This window comes from Streptomyces sp. NPDC005878 (genome assembly GCF_040629815.1).
GTDB lineage: Bacteria > Actinomycetota > Actinomycetes > Streptomycetales > Streptomycetaceae > Streptomyces.
Window position 1 is genome coordinate 203992 of the sequence record NZ_JBEXWK010000004.1, and the last position, 15897, is coordinate 219888.

Consider the following 15897-nt stretch of genomic DNA (forward strand, 5'->3'; position numbering starts at 1 on the left):
CGTCTCCTCATTTCTGGGTCAGTCGTGCGGCGGTGCCGCCCATGACCGCCCGGTGTTCGTCTGGTGTCAGCGGGGCGCTGTCCGACGGCCACGGCGTGGCGTCGGTGGTGAGCCGGGCCATGCGGGCCACGGCGGCGGACATGGTGGCGAAGGGGAAGTCGGTACCCCAGAGCAGGCGGTCCAGGACTCCCCGTGCGCGGGCGTGGGCGAGCGCGGCGGCCACGGTGGGGGGCGACTGGTAGGAGCCGAAGATCGACAGGTCCGCGTAGAGGTGGGGGTGCCGGGCCAGCAGGTCGATGCAGGGGGTCGTCCACGGGGTGCCCAGGTGCGCCAGGATCAGGCGCAGCCGGGGGAACCGCCGTGCGACGGGTTCCAGCAGCAGGGGGGAGAAGAAGCGGGGGTCGGCGTTCTTCGCGGGGGTGTAGCCGGTGTGGACGAGGACCGGGATGTCCAGCTCCTGGGCCACCTCGTACACGTCGAACCAGCGGGGGTCCGCCGGGGACATCCGCAGGTAACAGGGGGCGGTCTTCAGTCCGCGCAGGCCCAGTTCGGTCACGGCGTGCCGCAGTTCCTCGGCGGCGCCGGGCCGGCCGGCGTCGACGGAGGCGAAGCCGGTGAACCGCTGCGGGTGACGGGCGCACAGCTCGGCGACGAAGGTGTTCGGCACCGAGAACCCCTCGACGCGCCGTACGTCGAAGGCAAGCAGGAAGGCGTGGTCGACCCCGGCGGCGTCCATCTCGGCGAGGAGCTTGTCCTCCGGGGCGGACAGCGCCTCGGGAGGCAGTCCGGTGGTGGCCATCATCTGGTCGGCGAACCGGGCGGTGAAGTGGCGGTAGTACTCGCCGGCGTGGACGTGGGCGTCGATGATCACGGCTGTCCGTCCTCTCCGGCGCCGGAGTCGGCACCGGCGTGCAGGGGCGGCTCGCCCGGCCGGCGAACGAGCGCGACACCCTTGGGCTCCAGGCTCAGGTGGCGTACCGCCCGAGGGTCACCGGAAGGGGACGTGCCGTACACGGTCGTCGTCACGGGTGCGGTGGAGTGGTTGACGACCACGGCGCAGCGTTCGTCGCCGCGTGCCAGGACGGTGGTCTCCACCAGCGGCTCGTCGGCGAACACCTCCAGCCGTATCCCCTCCTTCTCCGCGATCGCCGCGTACAGCCGGTGCCAGGGTGTCTCCTCCAGCCGGTAGGGGGCGTTGAGGAGCGCTTCCAGCGGGGCGTTGAGGAAGTAGGCGACACCGCTGCCCCGCTGCTGCCGGGTGAGGGCGGGCGTGCCGTTGGGGTAGCGGGCGAGGGTCTCGGCGATCGTGCTGTCGACCACCGGGATCCGCCCGGCGGGCCAGTGCACCGGGAAGGGGGTGTCGGCCCAGGTGAAGCGGTCCTGTTCGGCCGGGTCGAGGGTGAAGTCCCGGATGTGCACGCCGAAGAGCTCCTCAAGCCCCGCCGGGCCCAGCACATCGCCGGTGGAGTACAGCAGGACCCCGCCCGCGACCGTGTACTCGCCCAGCCGTCGTTGCGCGGCCAGCGGCAGCGGTTGGACCGAGGGGCAGATCACCATCGCGTACCGCTCCAGGTCCTCGGTCCCGATGAACTCGTAGGGCAGGTGGGCCTGTTGGAGCAGGCAGTGCGTGTAGAAGGCGGCGGCCTCGGTGTCCGCCTCCGCCGCCAGGTATCCGCCGTCGTGGTCCGGGGCCCGCTCCGGCAGGAACACCCCCACCGGGGCCGTTACGGGACGGAACCCGGCGAGTTCCCCGCTCACCCGGCGCGCGAAGCCGCGGAAGGCGTCCATGGCGGGCTTCTCGCGGCCGTCCATGTCCAGCAGTCCCACGAAGCGTTCGCCGGGGCGCAGCGCGTACGGCTTGCTCTCGGAGGTGAAGTCCTGCCAGCACCACACCACGATGCCGACGGCCCCGGCGGCGAAGGCGCTGTGGGCCGCGGCACGCAGATAGCGGGCGGCGGTGGCCTCGTCGCACCCGTAACTGCCCATCTCGTCGACGAGCACCGGGGCGTGGACCCGCCCGCGCCGCACCAGGTAGGGCAGATAGGCGGTGGCCTTGGCGGCGGCGGCCGACTCGATGTGGAAGGGGGTCCACAGCGGGAAGCCATGCAGGGCCACCAGGTCCAGCGGCCGGGCGTGCTCGGGCCGGAAGGCGTGGTCGCCGAAGACCGCCGAGCCCTCGTTGGCCTGGAGGACCAGGGCCCCCGGATCGGCCGCCCGGATCGCGTCGGCGAGACCGGCCCACCACGCCCGTACCTCGTGCGCGTCCAGTGAGCCGGACGCGGCCGGGTCGACGTGCGGGATCTCGTCGCCGATGTCGTAGGCGAGGATGTTGGGGGCGTGGCGCAGCGCGCCCGCGATGTGGGCGACGAAGGCGCGCTGCCGCTCGGCCATCGCCGGATCGCGCCACAGGTCCCGGCCGCCTCGCCACGGCGGGTCGAAGAGCTGTCCGTTCATCCAGATGGTCAGCAGGGAGGGCAGGCACAGCAGCTTGTGCCGGTGCGCGAGATCGGCGAGTTCGCGCAGCCGTTCGGTCATCCTCGGGTCGTAGACGCCCTCGGCGGGTTCGAAGTCGGCCCAGAAGACGAAGATCCGCACGGTGTTGAAGCCGAGCGCGGCCATGCGCGCGAAGTCGGCGTCGAGGACGTCGGGGTCCCAGTCCCGCCAGAAGTCGCAGCCCGCCCGCGAGGGGAAGTAGTTGACGCCCAGGCAGAACAGGGGGTGCCCGTCGCGGTGCAGCACCCCTTCGACGAGGCGGGTGCCGCCGTCCGGGCTCACCGCTCCGGCGCCCATGTCCGGCTCACCGCCTCGGCCACCCGACGGACGTCCTGGAGCTCGATGGCGCCGTGCAGGGGCAGCGACAGTTGGCGGGCGGCGACGCTCTCGGTGACCGGGAGGCTGCCGGGGCGGGTGCCGTAGCGCTCGCGGTAGGCGGTGAACAGGTGGGTGGGCGGATAGTGGACACCGCTCTGGACCCCGGCCGCCCGCAGCCCCGTCTGAAGGTCCTCCCGGTCGAGGCCGTCGGGCAGCACGACCGGGAACAGGTGGTGTGCGCCCTCCTCCACCGGCCGGTCCGCGTAGGGCACTTCCAGACCGGGCAGCCCGGACAGCAGCTCACGATAGGTCCGCACCGCTTCCTGGCGCACCACGCGGCGCTCCGCCAGCGCCCCCAGCTGGACGCGTCCGAGTGCGCAGGCGATCTCGGTGGGCCGGTAGTTGAGGCCGAATCCGTCCACGTCGTAACCCGAGGGGCCGCCGCGGTGGCGCTGCTCGGCCCCCACGGTCAGCGCGTGCGAACGCAGCCGTCTGACGCGGGCGAGCACCTCGGGGTCGCGGGCGACGACGGCGCCACCCTCCCCCATGGAGAGGTTCTTGGTCGCGAAGAAGCTGTAGCAGCCGATGTCACCGACCGTGCCGAGGACGCCGTACGCGCTCTTGGTGGCCGGGGCGTGCGCGGCGTCCTCGATGAGGGCCAGACCGTGCCGCCGGGCCAGCGCGGTCAGGGCCGGCAGGTCCGCCGCGTGGCCGCCGTAGTGCACGGCCACCACGGCCCGGGTGCGGGGGGTGATCCGGGCGGCCACGTCCGCCGGGTCCACGCCCAGGTCATGGGCGCCCTTCACCTCGGCGAACACCGGGGTGGCCCCACACAGGGCGACCACGGCGGCGGCCGAGACGAAGCTCAGCGACGGCAGGACCACCTCGTCGCCGGGGCCGATCCCCAGCGCGAGGACGGCCAGGTGCAGCGCCGCGGTGCCGCTGCTGACGGCGACCGCGTCCTCGACCTCCAGTGCGGCCGCGTAGCGCTCCTCGAAGTCCTGGGTCACCCGGCCCACGGACAGCCAGTTGGCGCGCAGGACCTCGGCGACGGCGCGGGCCTCGGCCTCGCCGGTGCTCGGGGCGTACAGGGGGATCTTCCAGTCGGTCATCCGCGCACCGCCTCCTGCGTGGAGTCCGCACCGGGGCCGCGCTGTGACAGGGCGCCGAGATAGCGCGCCCGGTCGGCGCGCAGGGCGGCGTCGGCGGCGGCGAGCTGTGCGGGGGTGCCGATGTCGTGCCAGGCGGCGTCGAAGACATGGCCCTCGACGCGGGCGCCCCGGTCGGCGGCGTCGGTGAGCAGCGCGGGCATGTCGTAGCGGGTACGCGGGGGCAGCAGGCGCGGGACCGAGGGTTCCAGGACGTAGATGCCGGTGCTGGCCAGGAAGCTCATGCGCGGCTTCTCCCGGAAGCGGGCCACCCGGTTCTCGCCGTCGACCTCCACCACGCCGTGGGCGAGGTCGACATGGCGCGGTACCAGGGCGATCGTCGCGGCCGCCTCGGACTTCTTGTGCCGCCTCCACAGGTCGGCGAAGTCGATGTCGGTGAGCAGGTCCGCGTTCATCACCAGCGTGGAGTCCTCCAGGGGAGGGAGCAGGCCCAGCGGTCCGGCGGTCCCCAGTGGCTCGTGCTCCAGGGAGAACCGCAGGTCCAGACCCGCCCAGCCGGGCCCGTCGAAGCTGGCCTCGATCAGTTGGGCGCGGTAGCCGAGGGAGAGCGTGACCTGGGTGAAGCCGGCGCTCTGGAGCTGTCGGAGGATGATGTGCAGGATCGGGGTGCCGTCGACCTCGATGAGGGGTTTGGGGACGGTGAAGGTGGCGGGCCGCAGGCGCCGCCCCTCGCCGCCGGCCAGTATCACTGCTTTCACGGGACTTCCTCCGCTCAACTCCGGGCCGGGACCAGTTCGGTGTAGACGCGGTGCACCTGTGCGGCGACGGCGTCCCAGGTGAGTTCGCGGCGGGCCCTGGCGTGGCCCGCGCGCCCCATCCGCTCCCGTTCGGCCGGGTCGGCGAGCAGGCGGCTCACCGCGTCCGCCACCGGCCGGGCGGCGGCGGGGACGATCAGCCCGTCCCGGCCGTCGGCGATCACTTCCGCGCTGCCCATGAACGCGGAGCCGATCACCGGCTTTCCGCACATCCACGCCTCCACGAACACCAGCGGGAAGACGTCGACCGTCGAGGGAAGGCAGACCAGGTCGCTCGCCATGAGGGCGCTGCGTTTGGTGTCCTCGTCCACCCGGTCCAGTTCGGTGATACGGGGATCGGCGTGGGCGGCGAACCGCTGCGCGCAGTCCTCGTCCCAGCGCGGGCCGAGGAAGGCGAAGTGCGCCTCGGGGTGGCGTGCCCACACGTGCCGTGCCGCCTCCAGCAGCACCGTGTACCCCTTGGAGCGCATCTTGCGGCCGAGGAAGAGCACCAGCGGCCCGGTGATGCCGTGCGCGGCACGGAAGCCCTCCGGGTCGGCGGTGCCCGGCAGGTGCGCCCCCTGCCCGATGCGGTGCAGGACGGAGTCGGCCACGCCGTCGGCGCGCAGCATCTCGCGTTCGGCGTCGGTCAGGACGAACACGGCGTCCGCCCGGCGGCAGCCCTCCACCACGGCCGCCCGGTCGGGCCACACGTCCGGGGCCGAGGCCGGTGTCACGGCGAAGGGGACGCCCCAGGCCCGGGCGAGGCGCAGACCGGCGCGGATGTTCTCGGGCTGGAAAGCGTCGACGGCGTGCACCAGGTCCGCCGCGCGCGCCCGGCCGTCCCCGGCCGGCAGCGGCTCGACGCCGATTCCCGCGGCCGTCATGAGCCGCGCGTCCTCGGGGTCGCCCTCGCCGCCGTACAGACCCACGCTCAGCCCCCGGCGGCTCATGGCCACGGCGAGGGAGCGGGTCATCAGCTCGCCGCCCGCGCGGGCGGGGAAGTATCCCTGGTGCACGTAGCGCACCCGTAGGCCCTTCACTGCCCGGCCCCACGGGTGGCGAGGTCGTGCGCGTACCAGGCGTAGGTGCGGCGCAGACCCTCGCGCAGGTCGACCGCGGGGCGGTAGCCGGTGAGTTCGCGCAGCCGGGTCAGGTCGGGCAGGCGGCGCTGCGGGGACAGGGGCGGCGCGGGGTGGGCGGCGATGCGGGGGGTGCGCCCGGCCGTCTCGAAGACCATCCGGGCGAGGTCGTCCATGCGGACCTCCTCGCTGTCGTTGCCGATGTTGACGAGCAGGGTCTCCTTCGTGGGCAGACCGGCCAGCGCGACGAGCGCGGCGACCGCGTCGTCGACGTGGCAGAAGGCCCGCGTCTGGTCGCCGCCGTAGACGGCGAAGGGGTCGGCGCCGGCGAGGACGCGTTCGATGAACTGGGGGATGACGTGGTCGTAGCCCATGCGCGGCCCGTACACGTTGTGGAAGCGCACCATGCGCAGGGCGAAGCCGTGGACACCGGCGTAGGTGCGGCACAGCAGCTCTCCGGCGATCTTGCTGAAGCCGTACGAGGAGCGGGGCACCTCGGGGTCGGGGACCAGCAGGGGGACGTCCTCGCCGGTGGGCAGCGCGGCGAGCCCGGCGGCGACGCTTCCCGCGTACGCCTCGCTGGAGGAGGCGAAGCAGAAGGTGGCGCCGGATGTCCCGGGCCGCCCGGTGAACCAGTCGAGGACGTGCACGGTGGACAGGAGGTTGGTCCTGAGCACCCGCTGGGGTTCCTCGTTGGAGTGGACGACACCGACGACGGCCGCCAGGTGGTGGACGGTGTCGAAGTCGTCGGGCAGGAGGGTGTCGGGGATGGGGGTGGTCAGGTCGTGCTCGACGAGGGTGACGCGGTCGAGCAGGGAGTCGAGCAGCGTGTCGCGCCGGCCCCTGCTGAAGTCGTCGAGGAGGGTGACGTCGTGGTGGGAGGCGAGTTCCGCGGCCAGGTGCAGCCCGATGAACCCCGCTCCCCCGGTGATCAGGATCTTCTCAGGCACTGCCGAGCCTCATTGTCTTCGTCGTCGGCGGGAGCACCCGCCAGGCGTCGTACACCAGCGCGGGCGGGCTCATCCGGGCGATGAGCTCGTCGGCGGGCAGCGCGCCGTACCGGGCGTGGTCGTTGAGCAGGATGGCGGCGTGGGCGCCGGTGAAACCGTCGGTGAGGGTGACGGAGGGCACCCCCAGGGCCTCGATGCGTTCGGGCGGTACCACGAAGTCGTGCCCGACCACCCGGGCGACCTTGTCGCGCAGGAACTCCAGGAGCGGCACGGAGGGGGCGCCGCGCATGTCGTCCGTCTCGGGCCGGCCCTTGTAGGCGAACCCGGAGACCAGGACGGTGGACTCCCGCGGGTCCTGGCCCGCCCGGCGCAGCGCGTCGAGCACGCGCTCGCCGACCTGTTGGGGCAGGGACTCGTTGAGGGTGCGGGCCGCCATGACCATCCGCGGGGTGTGGCCGTGGCGGGCCAGGGAGTGGTTCAGCAGGTAGGGGTCCTTGGTGAGGCAGCTGCCGCCGACGAAGCCCGGCTTGCTCAGATCGGGGCGGGGGTAGTCCGCGTTGGCGGAGTTGATGACCTCCATGGCGTCCAGGCCGAGCTTCTCCGCCATGAGGGCGATCTCGTTGCCGAAGCCGTAGATGAGGTCGGTGTGGCAGTTGTTGACGAGTTTGACCAGTTCGGCGGCTTCGAGTGAGGAGACGGGGACGACGCGCCCGCTGATGGTGGTGAAGAACCCCGCCGCCAGCTTGGTCGCCTCCTCGTCCAGGCCGCCGACGATCTGCGGCAGGGACAGCAGCTCCGTCAGCGCCTGGCCCTGGATGGTGCGTTCGGGGCAGAAGGCGAGCAGCGGCTCGGGTATGCGGCGGGCCAGGGCCGGCAGGACCAGTTCGCGGGTGGTGCCGACGGGAACGGTACTGCGCACGATCACCAGGGTGTTCTCGTCCGCCCCCGCCGCGACGGCCTCGGCGGCGGCCGACAGGTGGCCGAGTTCGGGCGTCGTGCCCCCGGGCGTGATGGGTGTGCCGACGCAGATGACGACGACGGGTGGCAGCCGGTGCCCGCTGATGTCGGCCGTGACCGCGAGCGTGCCGTCACCGGCTCCGCGTGCGATCAGCTCGGCGACGCCGGGCTCCGCCAGTTGGAGGCGCCCTTGTGCCAGGGTGCCCGCGACCGCCGGGTCGCTCTCGTAGCCGAGCACCCGCTTGCCGGTGGACAGGAGGGCGGCGGCGAGGGTGACGCCGACGTATCCCATCCCCACGACGCAGACGTCGAACGGGGTGAAGTCCTCGTGATCGGTGCGCGATTGCATGTACGTACCCCCTGGGCGCGACTTGGGAAGGTCCGGGTCGAGGCGGTCAGCCCACGACCCAGTAGGTCTTTTCGGGCCGTCCGCCCAACTGCCGTTTCTGGTCGTCGAGGCCCTTGACCTCGGATCCGCCCGCGTCGACCTCGCGGATGCCGTGGTCCATCAGCTTCTTGAACACGGTCAGCCAGATGTACTGCGGTATGGCGGTGAATCCGGTGGCGTCCTTGAACAGCCCGCTCAGCCGGTCCGCGAAGCGCATCGACATCGTGCAGTACAGCGACGCCCGGTCCGGGGCGGTGCGCTCGCCCGCGAAGAACATCACCGGCACCTCCTCGCCGCCACTGTGCGCCAGGACGCCGAGGTAGGCGAAGTAGTCCTTTTCGTTGCGGCCGCCCGGCCGCTGGGTGACGATCGCGGTGTAGTCCTCGGGGGTGGAACCGACGACCTCGCCCTGCGCGCGGCGGGCCTCGAAGTAGCCCTCGACGACGGACCTGGCCATCTTCGCCTCGTCGGGGCCGTATCCGTAGGGGCGTATGCGGAGTTCCAGGTGGTCGTTGCGGGCGAGGAAGTTCTCGAAGCGCCGGTAGGCGAGCCGGTTCTTGTTCCTGTGCCGCCGGTTGCCCTCTCCCTCCAGGTTCTTCACCACCAGGCCGCCCTCGTCGTCCGCCGCCAGCAGCTCCTCCAGGCGGTAGACCCGGTTGGGGTACGTCTCGTCCTCCTCCGGGGCCTCGGGGTGCCACGGGTCGCTGGTCACCGGGTCGAAGCCGGCCGCGAGGAACAGCGCGTGGTCGCGCGGCGAGAGGTGACGGACGTATACGGAGGTCCGGGCCAGGCCCGCCTCGCGCGTCGCGGAGATGAACGACTTGACCGCGGTGATGCGGTCCTCCCCCTTGGGCGCGACGATGTGCAGGTGCTTGCGCTCGTCGTGCTCCTTGCTGAAGTAGCCGACGCCGAAGAGGTTCTGCCCGTCGTGGAAGACCATCCCGTTGGGATGGCGGGTGCTGGTGCCCCGCAGGTTGTATCCGTTGGTGTAGAGCATGAGCCCGAGCTGCCCCACCGCGAAGGATCCGTCCTTGAAGTTCTGGATGGCCTCGAAACACTCCTCCACGGGCCGGAGTTTGTCGCCGAAGAGGCTTTGCAGGCGGGCTTCGAAGGCGTCGCGTTCGGTCGTCGGCAGGCGCATGGATCCCCTTCCGCTGGAATTCGTCACTCGCTTGCGCGCCGCTCGGTGCGCGGGGACGGGCCGTCCGCGAGGGTCCGCGCCACACCGTCCATCACGTGCCAGAACAGCTCCTCCCCCAGTGCGCCGCTGGCGCCCGAGGTCGTGGTGAGCACCCCTTGGGTGGACATGCGGTCCGCGTCGACGGGGTGGCGGTACACCCCGGCGGCGGGCGGGGTGGGGTGGTCCACGCGTACCGGGCGCACCACCTCGGGACGCAGGTACATCATGAGACTGGTCTCGGTCACCCCGGCGTGTTCGGCGTGCCAGCCCGGGAACTCGGGGAGCCGCTTGCGCAGCCACTCCTCCTCCACCAGGCTCCACCAGCTGAAGGCGACGATCTCGGTGGCGGGAAAGGTGCGCGCCGGGTCGAGTCCGTCGATCGCCTCGAACAGCAGGGCCTCGTTCTCGTAGTGCCCGTTGACCACCACCAGACGGGCCGGGGCGAGCCGGGCCAGTCCCCGCAGGCACTGGGCGACGTAGTCGATGAACGTTCCCCCGTCGATGTGGACGGTGCCGGGGAAGCGCAGTCCCCCACCGCTGTGCGGCAGCGATCTGGCGGACAGCGGCTGCCCCGGGAAGAGCACCCCGTCGACGTCCGCCACCAGTTGCCGGGCGAGCGCGTCGGGGATGTCGTAGTCCACGGACAGCGGCAGATGGGGGCCGTGCTGCTCCAGGCCGCCCACCGGCCACACCAGGGTGGCGCCGCTGAGCGCGTCGGGCGCTTCGGGGCTGGTCAGATCACCGTACGCCGTGACGTTCGTGGTCCGCTGCCGCACGCGCCTCACCTCTTCCGCCGTCAAGTGCCCGCCCCACCACGTCGGCGAGGGTTCCGCCGCGTGCGCCGAGCCAGGTGTCGAAACCCCGGCGGATCTCCGCCAGGGTCTGGTGCATCCGTGTGTGCAGCGCCGTGTAGACCTGTACGGCGTCGGCGCCGACGGTGAGGTACTCCGCCACGTCGGTGCCGCTGCGCACCCCGCCGCTGCCCATCACCGGAACGGAGAGGCCGCCGCGCCGCAGCTCGTAGATCGCGGCGAGTACCAGCGGTTTGATCCCGGGCCCCGAGTAGCCGAAGGGGCGGCCCAGGAGTACTTCGCCGGTGTCGGCGGAGACCGCGAGCCCGGCGATGGTGTCGCTGAGGGTGATCGCGTCGGCGCCCGCCTCCACCGCGGCGGCGACGCGCTCGCCGACCTGCTCCCCCACCGCCAGTTTCACGCTGAAGGGCAGTGCGGTGGCCCGGCGCACCGCGCCGGTGTAGTCGGCGACCCGCTGGGCGCTGTCGGTCAGTCCGCCGTCCTCGTTCAGACACGAGATGCCGAGTTCCAGGGCGCGGCAGCCGGTGTCGGCGACCCGGGCGGCCAGGTCCGCCAGCGCGGCGGGTGAGTCGGCGTGCAGGGAGGCGATGACCGGCAGGTCGTCCTCGGCGAACCGGCCGAGCATGGCGCACCAGGCGTCGAGGCCGCGCCGTGAGTACGTGGTGCTGTTGATCATCCCGGTGGGCAGGTGGAGCAGGCGCTCGTCGCCGCCGGGCAGCGGTCCTGGGTGAATGGTCTTGGTGACCACGGCGCCGGCGCCGCCGGACAGCAGCCGGCGGATGTTGCGCTCCTGGTCGGTGAGCAGGCCGGAGCCGACGACGAGGGGGCTCAGGAGCCGTAGCCCGAGGACCTCGGTGGCCGACGCGGTGTGCTCGACGGTCGTCACGGCGTGACCACCGCGTCGCGGCCGACCTTGCCCAGCCGCAGCAGCAGTTCGCCGGGGCCGCCGCGGCGCAGCTCGGCCAGGTCGACGTGGCCGACGTCGGCCACGGACGGCAGCCCGCGCAGCAGATGACTGGCCGCGGCCGGGACCGGCAGGGCGGTCACCATGACGATGGGGCGGCCCAGCGCCGAGGCCCAGCCCAGTTCGATGTGGGTGCCGTCGGTGCGCATCAGACCGCCGTCGGCGTCCGTCGGCAGGACGGGGACGAACACGTCGCAGCGGCGCATCCACTCCAGGTCCCGTGCGCTGACGTCCTCCGGTGAGTAGAGCGGTGTCTCCAGGCCGAACTTCTCCACGACATGGGCGGAGAAGACGGTGGCCCCGGCCTCCGCCACCGCGGTGACGATGGTCTGGAGCGTCTCGCGCAACGGCCGGTGGAAGCTGTTGTGCCCCAGCGCGTACTGGATGGGGCCGCCGACGAACACACGCAGCCCCGACAGATCGACCAGGCCGGTGCCGGGGTCGCCGCCGGAAACGGTATCGCTCATGCCTTCCCCTCATCTTTCCCGCGGAGCGCGAGGTGGTGGATGGTGATCTGGGTGTATTCCAAGAGGCCCCACGGTCCGTACTCGACGCCCGTGCCCGAGTGGCGGTGGCCGCCGAACGGCACGTCGTGCCGGAGGTCGCCGTGGGTGTTGATCCACACCGTTCCGCAGTGCAGCCGCCGTGCCACCGCGGCGCCCCGCTCCGGGTCGCCCCACAGGGAACAGCCCAGGCCGTAGGGTGACGCGTTGACACGGGCCGTCACGGCGTCGAGGTCGTCGTAGGGGATCACGGGGATCACCGGACCGAACTGCTCCTCCTCTTCGAGGCGCGTTCCCTCGGGCAGGTCCGTGACGACGGTGGGTGGATAGAAGTGGCCGGCCCGTTCCAGGGCGCGGCCGCCGGTGACGAGCCGCGCGCCGCGGCGCACCGCGTCGTCCACCAGCCCGGCCACGTGCCCGAGTTGGTCTCCGCTGACCAACGGTCCGAGTTCGGTCGCGGCGTCGAGGCCGTCACCGACGACTGCGGCCTCGGCCAGCGCGGCCAGCGCCGCGGTGAGCGGGGCGTGCTGCTCGCGCGGAACGTAGACGCGTTTGACCGCGGCGCAGAACTGCCCGCTGTTGACCATCGCCCGCTCGAACAGGGCGTGTGCCAGGGCCTGTACGTCCGTACCGGGCAGCACGACGGCCGGGTCGTTGCCGCCGAGTTCGAGGACGGTCCGTTTGAAGTCGGCGGCGGCGGAGCGGGCGATGGCGCGGCCGGCGGTGATCGAGCCGGTGAAGGAGATCAGCCGGACCGCGGGGTGTGCGGTAAGCCGGGCTCCCAGCGCGGCGTCGCCGCTGATCACCCGCAGGACGTCGGGCGGCAGGACCCGGCCCAGCGCCTCGCCCATGAGCAGACTGGAGAGCGGTGTGGCGGGCGAGGGTTTGAGGACGACCGTGTTGCCCGCGAGGAGCGCCGGGGCGATCTTGCACACGGCCAGCAGGACGGGGTAGTTGGACGGCGCGATCGCCGCGACGACGCCGTGCGGCACCCGCTCCAGGGTGACCCGGGCCGCGGGTTCGTCCACGATGCGGTCCGGGCCCAGGGTGAGCTCAGCGGTGTGGGCGAACCAGTCGGCGGCGAGGCGGACTTCGGCGTGTGCGTGCCGCAGCGGTTTGCCCTGTTCCCGGGTCAGCAGGTCCGCCATGGCGTCCTCGGCGTCCCGCAGCGCGTCCCGGCAGGCGAGCAGGTGCCGGCGGCGGCTCTCCAGCGGCAGCGCCGCCCATCCGGGAAACGCCCGGGCCACGTCGGCGACGACCGCGTCGAGTTCGGCGGCCGTGCAGCGGGGGGCGTGGGCGAAGACCGTGCCGTGCGCGGGGTTCTCCACGCCCATGGCGGTCTCGCTTGCCCGTACTTCCGTGAACACAGTCGACTCCCCCGTCACCCGGTGCCGCGGTGGCGCGCACCCTGATCGGACAGGTCCCAGTCTCACCATGCGCAAGTGCCTGAGGCATCCTCCGCTTTGGGGCATGCCCGTTCGGCTACGGCCAAGATCCGGTCACCCCCTGGCGGCCGTCCGCGGTGGCCGTACGGCGGCCGGCCGCTGCTCCCGATCGAGCGGGGGCCAGGGGCGTTCGGGCTGCTCGGCGCAGTCCACGAGGAGCCGTTCGAGCCGCCGCAGGAAGGCGTGCACCTCCTCGGGCGGCAGGACGTCCGTCTCGGCACACAGCACGAATCTCAGCCATCCGGGATCGGTGTCGACGACGACCAGGAAGAAGGTCTCGGCCTCCTCGAAGTCGGAGGGGGCGACGACGGTACGGGCCAGGGCGGCGCGTATGTCCGGCGCGGACGCCGTCTCACCCAGGGTCCGCAGATCGTGGTCGGTGCGGATGTCGTTGAAGCAGCAGGACAGATGGAGCGGCTCGCCCCTGCCACGCCCTTCGGCCCCAATCAGCTCGTTCGCCGCGTCGGGGTCGAACAGGCCGTTGGCGTACGCGAGGGTGCCGGCGGCGAAGGCGCGCCGGGCGACGGTCCGCACGTCGTCCGCGCGCAGGTCGAGGGTGGTGAGGACCTCCTGGTGGAGGTTGGCCACGGTGTGCTGGAGGGCGGGGTGCGTACGGTTGGCGGCCAGCAGCCGCAGGGCGCAGACCGGTTGTCCGGAGCGGGCGCCGAGCAGGAGCGCGACCGCCGTGAGGAGCACCGCGGAGGTGCTCACCCGCCACTGCCCGGCCAGGGCGCGGACGGCCAGGAAGGCGGCCGAGGAGTCCATGGCCGCGCTGTAGCGGTCCGGGCGGCCGGGCCCTCGCGGGGCGGGGCGGCCGGGGAACATCGTCAGGGGGGCGCTCGCCAGGTGCTGCCGCCAGTGCGTGTGGGCGCGGGCCAGCAGGGCACGGCCCTGCGGGGAGCGCTCGAAGGCGGCCTGTTCGACCGGCTGGCGTGTGTCGGCGGGCGGCGGGGCCGCGGTGCGGGCGGTCCGCGCGGCCAGCAGGGTCAGGGCTTCCTCGGCGAGGGTACGCATGGACATGAGGTCCGCGGCGAGGTGCGAGACGCAGAAGGCCGCCAGCACGGGCACGTGGTCGGTGACGACGATCAGCACCCGCAGCGGCGGCCCGTTCCGCAGGTCGAACGTCCGGTCCCGCATCCGCCGTCGCCAGGCGTCGTGGACGAATTGCGCGCTCCGGCCCGGCCCGGTGGCGCATATCTGCGCCTCAAAGGAACCCGACCGTTCGACCCGCTGGACGAGGCTTCCGTCCGCGCCACGGAAAAAAGCCGTGCGCAGGGACTCGTGTCGGGTGACGAGTTCTCCGCACACGGCGAGAGCGTCTTCCACGGTTCCTTCACCGGGAAGAAAGACCTCTTGACAGAAATCGTAGAAGGAGGCGTCGGGCATTTCACGGCGGATCAGGTCCCACATGTGCCGCTGCGCACAGGTCGCCGGTGCCTCCACTGCACGGCGGCCGTAAAAGGGGACTTCACGTGTCTCGAATTTTTCCACGGCAGGATTTCCTCCGGTCGACGCCCCAGGGCTTTCGCGCTTTCACGCTAGCCGGGGAATCCCGGGAGGAAGACCTGCCCATTCGGGCATGGCCGGACGGGCAGGGCGCCGGGCCAGGGCGGTGTGTCCGCCGCCGTCGGCGCGGCCCGCGCCGGTGCCTTTCGTCAGCAGTGGCGGTTGTCAGCGGTACCCGTCTGTCAGCAGTACGCGTCGTCAGTGGTGCCCGTGGTCAGCGGTGCCGGTCGTCCAGGAGGCGTGCTCCGGGGTCCGCCTCCTCAGCGGCGAGGCGCCCGGCGGGGACCGGGAGGCGGACATCGGCTCCGCCCCCGGCGAGCTGGACCCGTACGACGCGGCGGTCCGTGGTGGTCTGGCCCGGCCGGACCGTACGGATCAGGCCGGCGTGGATGGCCAGAACGACGGCGGCGGTCCGGTTCGGCGCGCCCAGTTTGAGCAGCAGACTGGCCACGAGCCGTTTGACGCCGTGGCTGGTGATGTCCAGGCGCCGGGCCATCTGTTTGTTGCTCAGTCCCTCGGCGAGCAGGAGCAACGCCTCCGTCTCACGGGCGGTGACAGCGATGTCACGCCGTCCGTGCGGAGGACGGGTGGCGCCGGCGCGGTCCATCAGGGCGCGGGCGAGCGGGGCGGGCATGGGCACTTCCCCCGCGGCCATGCGGCGCAGGGTGTTGTCCACGGCCGCCGCGCTCAGACCTCTTTGCATCAGGAACCCGTCGGGCGCCGGTGGTCCGGTCAGCATCGCCTCGTCCGGATCGGCGTGGCTCAACAGCACCAGCGTGCTCGGCAGAGGGGAGCGGAATTCGTCAAGCAGGTCGGCATGGGCGTCGTAGTCGGTCTTGGCGACGACGAACACGTCGACCCGGCCGGAGCCGAGCACCTGGCGTGCCTCGCGCCGGTCGGCGCAGTGCCGGGCCTCGCGCACGAGGGCGGCCCCGGACAGGGCGGCCTGCAACTCCTGGCGCGCCACGCGGTCGTGGACAAGAGTCGCGACGACCAGCTGTCGCGACGGGGTGGGGGGTTTGCATGCTAAATCGCTCACCGTACTCCTCCGGATCAAGGCTGTAAGTGGGCATTCCCCGGACACGGTGACCGTATGCGTCCGGACTAATTCGCTTCCGTCGACTCCTGTCGCGAATTTGCCTTGACTATAACAACAGGGACTCGGGGGAACCAGTACCATCCGGCCAATTGCCCCAGCTATGAGCCATCATCCGATTTTACAGACCAACAAAGTTAATAAACCGAACAAAACACAGCATCCGGGACATGGCGTGGACATGACCGCCACACATGACCGCCACGGTCGGGATTTCGAACTTTCCCGGCCACGCGCCCACCCGGCCGCCGGTTTCGTTTTTCCGAAAAAACAGCTAACTTCCCCTCCTGACGCACCTGT

Annotated in this window: 14 protein-coding genes; all 14 read right to left on the reverse strand. The window is 72.0% G+C overall.

Features of this window, described 5'->3' with window-relative positions; genetic code table 11:
• Positions 1 to 7: 7 nt before the first annotated feature.
• The 14 genes from ABZ404_RS09475 to ABZ404_RS09540 all read right to left on the reverse strand — a co-directional run bounded on the left by ABZ404_RS09475 (position 8) and on the right by ABZ404_RS09540 (position 15540).
• Entirely contained in the window at positions 8 to 871 is an 864-nt protein-coding gene (locus tag ABZ404_RS09475; RefSeq protein ID WP_358831600.1) for an amidohydrolase family protein, read from the reverse strand.
• Positions 868 to 2790 (reverse strand): beta-galactosidase trimerization domain-containing protein, encoded by a 1923-nt coding sequence (locus ABZ404_RS09480; RefSeq protein ID WP_358831599.1) that lies wholly within the window; start codon positions 2788 to 2790, stop codon positions 868 to 870. Before ABZ404_RS09480 ends, ABZ404_RS09475 begins: the two co-directional genes overlap by 4 nt.
• On the reverse strand, positions 2772 to 3923 hold the full coding sequence (locus tag ABZ404_RS09485) for a DegT/DnrJ/EryC1/StrS aminotransferase family protein (protein ID WP_358831598.1): 1152 nt from the start codon (positions 3921 to 3923) through the stop codon (positions 2772 to 2774). The genes ABZ404_RS09480 and ABZ404_RS09485 overlap by 19 nt, the downstream gene beginning before the upstream one ends.
• Complete coding sequence (locus ABZ404_RS09490) at positions 3920 to 4678, reverse strand: nucleotidyltransferase family protein (RefSeq protein WP_358831597.1); 759 nt, start codon at positions 4676 to 4678, stop codon at positions 3920 to 3922. The genes ABZ404_RS09485 and ABZ404_RS09490 overlap by 4 nt, the downstream gene beginning before the upstream one ends.
• A 14-nt stretch (positions 4679 to 4692) precedes the next feature.
• Positions 4693 to 5733: a glycosyltransferase family 4 protein gene (locus ABZ404_RS09495; protein WP_358990308.1), complete on the reverse strand. Its 1041-nt coding sequence runs from the start codon at positions 5731 to 5733 to the stop codon at positions 4693 to 4695.
• A 20-nt stretch (positions 5734 to 5753) separates the two neighbouring features.
• A complete protein-coding gene (locus ABZ404_RS09500) occupies positions 5754 to 6746 on the reverse strand; it encodes an NAD-dependent epimerase/dehydratase family protein (RefSeq protein ID WP_358831595.1) in 993 nt (330 codons plus the stop codon).
• Complete coding sequence (locus ABZ404_RS09505; RefSeq protein WP_358831594.1) at positions 6739 to 8052, reverse strand: nucleotide sugar dehydrogenase; 1314 nt, start codon at positions 8050 to 8052, stop codon at positions 6739 to 6741. Before ABZ404_RS09505 ends, ABZ404_RS09500 begins: the two co-directional genes overlap by 8 nt.
• A 46-nt stretch (positions 8053 to 8098) precedes the next feature.
• Positions 8099 to 9232, reverse strand: coding sequence for a hypothetical protein (locus tag ABZ404_RS09510; RefSeq protein ID WP_358831593.1), 1134 nt, complete (start codon positions 9230 to 9232; stop codon positions 8099 to 8101).
• 23 nt (positions 9233 to 9255) lie between these two features.
• The gene (locus ABZ404_RS09515) at positions 9256 to 10047 is read right to left on the reverse strand and encodes a creatininase family protein (protein ID WP_358831592.1); all 792 of its coding nucleotides are present in this window, start codon (positions 10045 to 10047) and stop codon (positions 9256 to 9258) included.
• Positions 10010 to 10969, reverse strand: coding sequence for a glutamate synthase-related protein (locus tag ABZ404_RS09520; RefSeq protein WP_358831591.1), 960 nt, complete (start codon positions 10967 to 10969; stop codon positions 10010 to 10012). Before ABZ404_RS09520 ends, ABZ404_RS09515 begins: the two co-directional genes overlap by 38 nt.
• On the reverse strand, positions 10966 to 11514 hold the full coding sequence (locus ABZ404_RS09525) for a nucleoside 2-deoxyribosyltransferase (RefSeq protein WP_358831590.1): 549 nt from the start codon (positions 11512 to 11514) through the stop codon (positions 10966 to 10968). Before ABZ404_RS09525 ends, ABZ404_RS09520 begins: the two co-directional genes overlap by 4 nt.
• Entirely contained in the window at positions 11511 to 12917 is a 1407-nt protein-coding gene (locus ABZ404_RS09530) for an aldehyde dehydrogenase family protein (RefSeq protein ID WP_358831589.1), read from the reverse strand. Before ABZ404_RS09530 ends, ABZ404_RS09525 begins: the two co-directional genes overlap by 4 nt.
• Positions 12918 to 13049: 132 nt before the next feature.
• Positions 13050 to 14405 carry a condensation domain-containing protein gene (locus tag ABZ404_RS09535; RefSeq protein WP_358990311.1) on the reverse strand — a complete coding sequence of 452 codons (1356 nt, stop codon included), beginning with the start codon at positions 14403 to 14405 and terminating at the stop codon, positions 13050 to 13052.
• 310 nt (positions 14406 to 14715) lie between these two features.
• Complete coding sequence (locus ABZ404_RS09540; RefSeq protein ID WP_358831588.1) at positions 14716 to 15540, reverse strand: LuxR C-terminal-related transcriptional regulator; 825 nt, start codon at positions 15538 to 15540, stop codon at positions 14716 to 14718.
• Between the last annotated feature and the right edge of the window lie 357 nt (positions 15541 to 15897).

Bases quoted from the DNA above. Each gene is read 5' to 3' on its own strand.
- ABZ404_RS09480 (WP_358831599.1), bottom strand. From the start codon at position 2,790: ATGGGCGCCGGAGCGGTGAGCCCGGACGGCGGCACCCGCCTCGTCGAA.
- ABZ404_RS09485 (WP_358831598.1), bottom strand. From the start codon at position 3,923: ATGACCGACTGGAAGATCCCCCTGTACGCCCCGAGCACCGGCGAGGCC.
- ABZ404_RS09505 (WP_358831594.1), bottom strand. From the start codon at position 8,052: ATGCAATCGCGCACCGATCACGAGGACTTCACCCCGTTCGACGTCTGC.
- ABZ404_RS09510 (WP_358831593.1), bottom strand. From the start codon at position 9,232: ATGCGCCTGCCGACGACCGAACGCGACGCCTTCGAAGCCCGCCTGCAA.
- ABZ404_RS09525 (WP_358831590.1), bottom strand. From the start codon at position 11,514: ATGAGCGATACCGTTTCCGGCGGCGACCCCGGCACCGGCCTGGTCGAT.
- ABZ404_RS09535 (WP_358990311.1), bottom strand. From the start codon at position 14,405: ATGTGGGACCTGATCCGCCGTGAAATGCCCGACGCCTCCTTCTACGAT.